This is a genomic window from Stenotrophomonas sp. 05L414_2 (assembly GCF_056397905.1).
Genome location: NZ_JBFTOJ010000238.1, coordinates 1 through 4,877, shown reverse-complemented (window position 1 = coordinate 4,877; position 4,877 = coordinate 1). Strand labels below are relative to the sequence as shown.

At 62.8% G+C, this 4,877-nt stretch carries 2 protein-coding genes; both read left to right on the top strand.

All coding sequences use genetic code 11. The features are described from left to right. Positions 1–2,344: TonB-dependent receptor domain-containing protein (locus AC1DJN_RS20730; RefSeq protein ID WP_478040039.1), on the top strand; the 2,344-nt coding region annotated here is incomplete at its 5' end. A gap of 360 nt (positions 2,345–2,704) precedes the next feature. Further along, positions 2,705–4,877, top strand: a 2,173-nt coding sequence (locus AC1DJN_RS20725; protein WP_478040037.1) for a TonB-dependent receptor plug domain-containing protein, incomplete at its 3' end; no start/stop codon positions are given.

Here is a 4,877-nt window from a genome sequence, read left to right as displayed (position 1 = left end):
CCTGCCGGGTGGCCAGTCCTCCCTGTACGGTTCGGATGCGATCGCCGGCGTGGTCAACATCATCCTGAAGGACCACATGGAAGGCGGCAGCCTGTCCGTGCGTGGCGGCACTTCCACTGAAGGCGGTGGCAGCAGCTTCCGCGTCAGCGGTGCACACGGCTTCTCGGCACTGGACGACCGCTTCAATGCACTGGTCAACGTGCAGATCGAAAGCAGCAACCCGATCTGGGGCTACCAGCGTGACCTGACCAAGCAGAACAACGCGAACGGCTACACCGCGCAGCTGCCGTCGAACGACTTCGCCGTCATCGACGCCAAGACCAATGCGCTGTACATGATGGACCCGAGCAACTGCGCCAACGTTGCCGGCCAATTCGACGGCACCACCGTGCTGGCGAACCGCCCGACGGGCCAGTCCTGCGGCTCGGTCTTCGGCGCCGGCTACAAGACCTTGAAGAACGGCAAGGACAGCGGCCAGTTCTACTCGTCGATGACCTTCGACGTGAACGACAACTTCCAGCTGTTCGCCGACGTGCTGTACAGCAAGGAAAAGACCGAATACACCTCGGGCTCGAACTACCTCTGGTGGGGCACCAAGAGCACCATGGGTGGCTTCTATGACCAGGCCTCCGGCAAGCTGGTCAACCTGCAGCGCGCGTTCGCTCCGGAAGACATCGGCGGCGAAGGCTACAAGGGCATCCTGAACAACGACAAGAGCCGTGCCTACCAGGTCACCCTGGGCGGCAAGGGTGCGGTCGGCAACTGGGACTACAGCCTGAGCTTCACCCGTGGCGAATACCGCCTGGATGAGAGCAAGTTCCAGCGCTTCGGCAATGCCATCAACAGCTACTTCGCCGACAAGGTGCTGGGCCCGCAGCTGGGCACCCAGGATGGCTTCGGCATCTACAACACCAACTGGGGCGCGTTCTACTCGCCGATCTCGCCGGAAGATTTCGCTGGCTTCACCGGTTACACCACCAACCACAGCCGCACCTGGCAGAACCTGGCACGCGCGCAGGTCACCAACGGCTCGCTGTTCTCGCTGCCGGGCGGTGATGCCGGCCTGGCCGTGGTCGTCGAAGGCGGCAGCGAAGGTTGGGACTACAGCCCCGACCAGCGCCTGCTGGACGGCGACGTGTGGGGCTCGTCGGCTGTTGCCGGCAACGGCCATCGCAGCAACTACGCGGTGACCAGCGAGCTGCGCATGCCGCTGCTGGAGTCGCTGACGGTGACCGCTTCCGGTCGCTATGACGCCTTCAAGATCGCCGACAACACCGTCGACAAGGCCACCTACAGCGTGGGTGTCGAGTTCCGTCCGATCGAAAGCCTGCTGTTCCGCGGCAAGTACGGCACCGCCTTCCGCGCGCCGACCCTGCCCGACGCATTCCAGGGCCGCAGCGGCTATTACGCTGCCAACTCCACCGACTACTACCGTTGCGGTGAGCTGGGCTACGTGCCGGGCAACACCGACGCCTGCCGCTACGCAGACAGCGTCTCGGTGTACTCCGAGCGTGCCGGCAACCCGGACCTGGAGCCGATCACCGCCGACGTCTGGAACGCGGGCATCGTCTGGGCGCCGATGGCGAACCTGTCGATCTCGGCCGACTACTACAACTGGAAGATCGAGAACGAAGTCGATACGGCCAGCACCGACCAGCTTCTGCTGGCCGAGTACTACTGCCGCAACGGCCTGCCGAACGGCTCCTCGGCCACCTGCCAGAACGTGGCTGACTGGGTCGTGCGCGATTCGGCCGGCAACCTGAGCTCGCTGTACACCCCGAAGATGAACGTGGCCCGCCAGAACCTGCAGGCCGTGACCGTCGGCTTCAAGTACCTGCAGGACATCGGCCGCTTCGGTTCGCTGCAGTTCTCGGGCAACTACACCAACATGCTGAAGCGTGAAGTGCAGGCGCAGYCGGGCGAGGACTTCCAGGACCTGCTGGGCAACCCGAAGTCGATGTGGAACTACGACAGCTACGCCAAGGTCCGTTCCGACGCGTCGGTGGCCTGGTCGCTGGACAAGTGGACCACCACGCTGTACGCGAACTACATCGGCCACACCCCGAACTACCTGGCGGGCCTGAACGGCTACGAGTACACCCATGGTGCGTCGGGTTACAAGGCAGGCAAGTGGGCTTCGTACACCACTTACAACCTGAGCGTGAACTACCGCGTGCAGGATGACCTGACCCTGTCGCTGATGGTCAACAACGTGTTCAACAAGATGCCCGAGCAGCAGGCTCACAGCTACCAGGGCACCTCCGGCACGCCGTTCAACAACTACCTGTACAACGTCTACGGCCGCACCGTGTACGTGCAGGCCAAGTACGACTTCGGCAAGTAATCCCGTCGATTTCCGGGTTTGATTCCGGACCAGGCCCCGCTTCGGCGGGGCCTTTTTTTTGGCGAGGCACGTGCGGCGATCGCTGCGGGAACATCTCGATTGTTAAATATCCGAAAATTTACTGGGTGTTCATTAAGCCAAACTCGGCAAATTCGTACCAATATTGCAATCAATTGTTTTTAAAGAAATTTTTATTAACTCCCAACGGGCCATTGCGAGAGCGCGACAAGCCCGCGAAAAACAAGTTAAGCGTGTGTTACGTTCGAAAAACGCCGCCTTTCTGCGTCCACCGGCTGCTGAACCATCCATGAGTTCCCAGGAAAGGGAAAACGCGTTTCTCACGACCACACGGAGTACCGCATGTCTCGCAATGGCTTCCCGCGTCACCCGCTCACCCGCGCCGTCCTCAGCGGCCTGATCCTGGCCAGCAGCAGCGCGATCGCGCTCGCCCAGGACAACACTCCCACCGATCTTGGACGCGTGACCGTCACCGGCTCACTGATCCCGCAGACGCAGATCGAGAACCACACGCCGGTCCTGACCGTCACCGCCGAGGACATCCAGACCCGTGGCTTCACCAGCGTTGCCGAGGTGCTGCAGCAGAACTCGTTGACCACCGGCGGCCTGCAGGGCGGCCAGACCTCCGCGTCGTTCACCCAGGGCGCCGAAGCCTCGGGCATGTTCGGCCTCAGCCCGAGCTACACCAAGTACCTGATCAACGGACGGCCGATGCTGTCCTACCCTGCCCTCTACAACGGCAGCGATACCTTCAACAACCTCAGCGGCATCCCGATCGACATCGTCGAGCGCATCGAGATCCTGCCCGGCGGCCAGTCATCGCTGTACGGCTCGGACGCGATCGCCGGCGTGGTCAACATCATCCTCAAAGACCRCATGGACGGCGGCGTGCTGAACGTACGCGGCGGCGCCTATACCGAGGGTGGCGGCAACGATTTCCGCGTCAGCGGCGCGCATGGCTTCAACGCTTTTGATGACCGCTTCCACGCACTGGTCAACGTGCAGTACGAGAAGAGCAGCCCGATCTGGGGTTACCAGCGCGACCTGACCAAGCAGAACAACACCCGGGGCTATACGCCGCAGGTTCCGACCAACGACTTCCTGGTCTACCTGCCGGACCAGCAGAACGCCTACGTGATGATGGACCCGAGCCGCTGCGCCAACGTGGCCGGCCAGTTCGGCGRCACCACCGTGCTGGGCACCCGTGCCACTGGCGAATCCTGCGGTTCACCCTTCAGTGCCGGCTACAAGACGCTGAAGAACGGCAAGGAAAGCAGCCAGATCTATTCGTCGATGTCCTTTGACGTCAACGACAACTTCCAGCTGTTCGCAGACGCGCTCTACAGCCTGGAAGAAGTGCAGTACAACTCGGGTTCGGGCTACGCCTTCTGGGGCAGCGATGTCGGCTTCGGTGCGTTCGTCGACCAGGCCAGTGGCGAATACATGAACCTGCAGCGCGCGTTCGCGCCGGAGGACATCAGCCCGGCCGGCTACCGCGACACCATGAGCACCGATCGCAACAAGGCCTACCAGATCACGCTGGGCGGGCGCGGCAACGTCGGCAACTGGGATTACAGCGCCAGCTTCAGCCGTGGCGAGTACAAGCTGACCGAGCGCAGCTTCGCGCGCTGGGCCAATGAGATCGACAGCTACTTCGAAGACCGCGTGCTGGGTCCGGTGCTGGGCGTCACCGACGACGGCTACAACATCTACAACCCGAACTGGGGCGCGTTCTATTCGCCGCTGCCGGCCGGCGATTTCCAGACCTTCACCGGCTTCACCTACAACAAGAGCCGCACCTGGCAGAACCTGGGCCGCGCGCAGATCACCAATGGTTCGCTGTTCAAGCTGCCCGGTGGCGATGCGGGCCTGGCAGTGGTGGCCGAAGCGGGCAGCGAAGGCTGGTCCTATACACCCGACCAGCGCCTGCTTGATGGCAGCGTCTGGGGCACCACCTCGGTGGCCGGCGCCGGCCATCGCAGCAACTACGCGCTGACCAGCGAACTGCGCATGCCGCTGCTGGAGTCGTTGACCGTGACCGCCTCGGGCCGCTACGACGCGTTCAAGATCGCCGACAAGACCGTCGACAAGTCGACCTACAGCATCGGCGTGGARTTCCGTCCCATTGAAAGCCTGCTGTTCCGCGGCAAGTACGGCACCGCCTTCCGCGCCCCCAGCCTGTCCGATGCCTTCCAGGGCCGCAGCGGGTACTACGCCAACGGCTCGGTTGACTACTACCGCTGTGGCCAGCTCGGCTTCAACCCGAGCGACACGGTTGGCTGCCCGTATGCCAACGAATCAGTGTTCGGTGAGCAGTCCGGCAACCCCGAGCTGGAAGCGATCACCGCCGACGTCTGGAACGCCGGCATCGTGTGGGCGCCCATCAACAACCTCTCGCTGTCGGTGGACTACTACAACTGGAAGATCAAGAACGAGGTCAACACCCTCAGCTCCGACCAGTTGCTGCTGGCCGAGTACTACTGCCGCAACGGCCAGACCAACAACACCTCGGCCA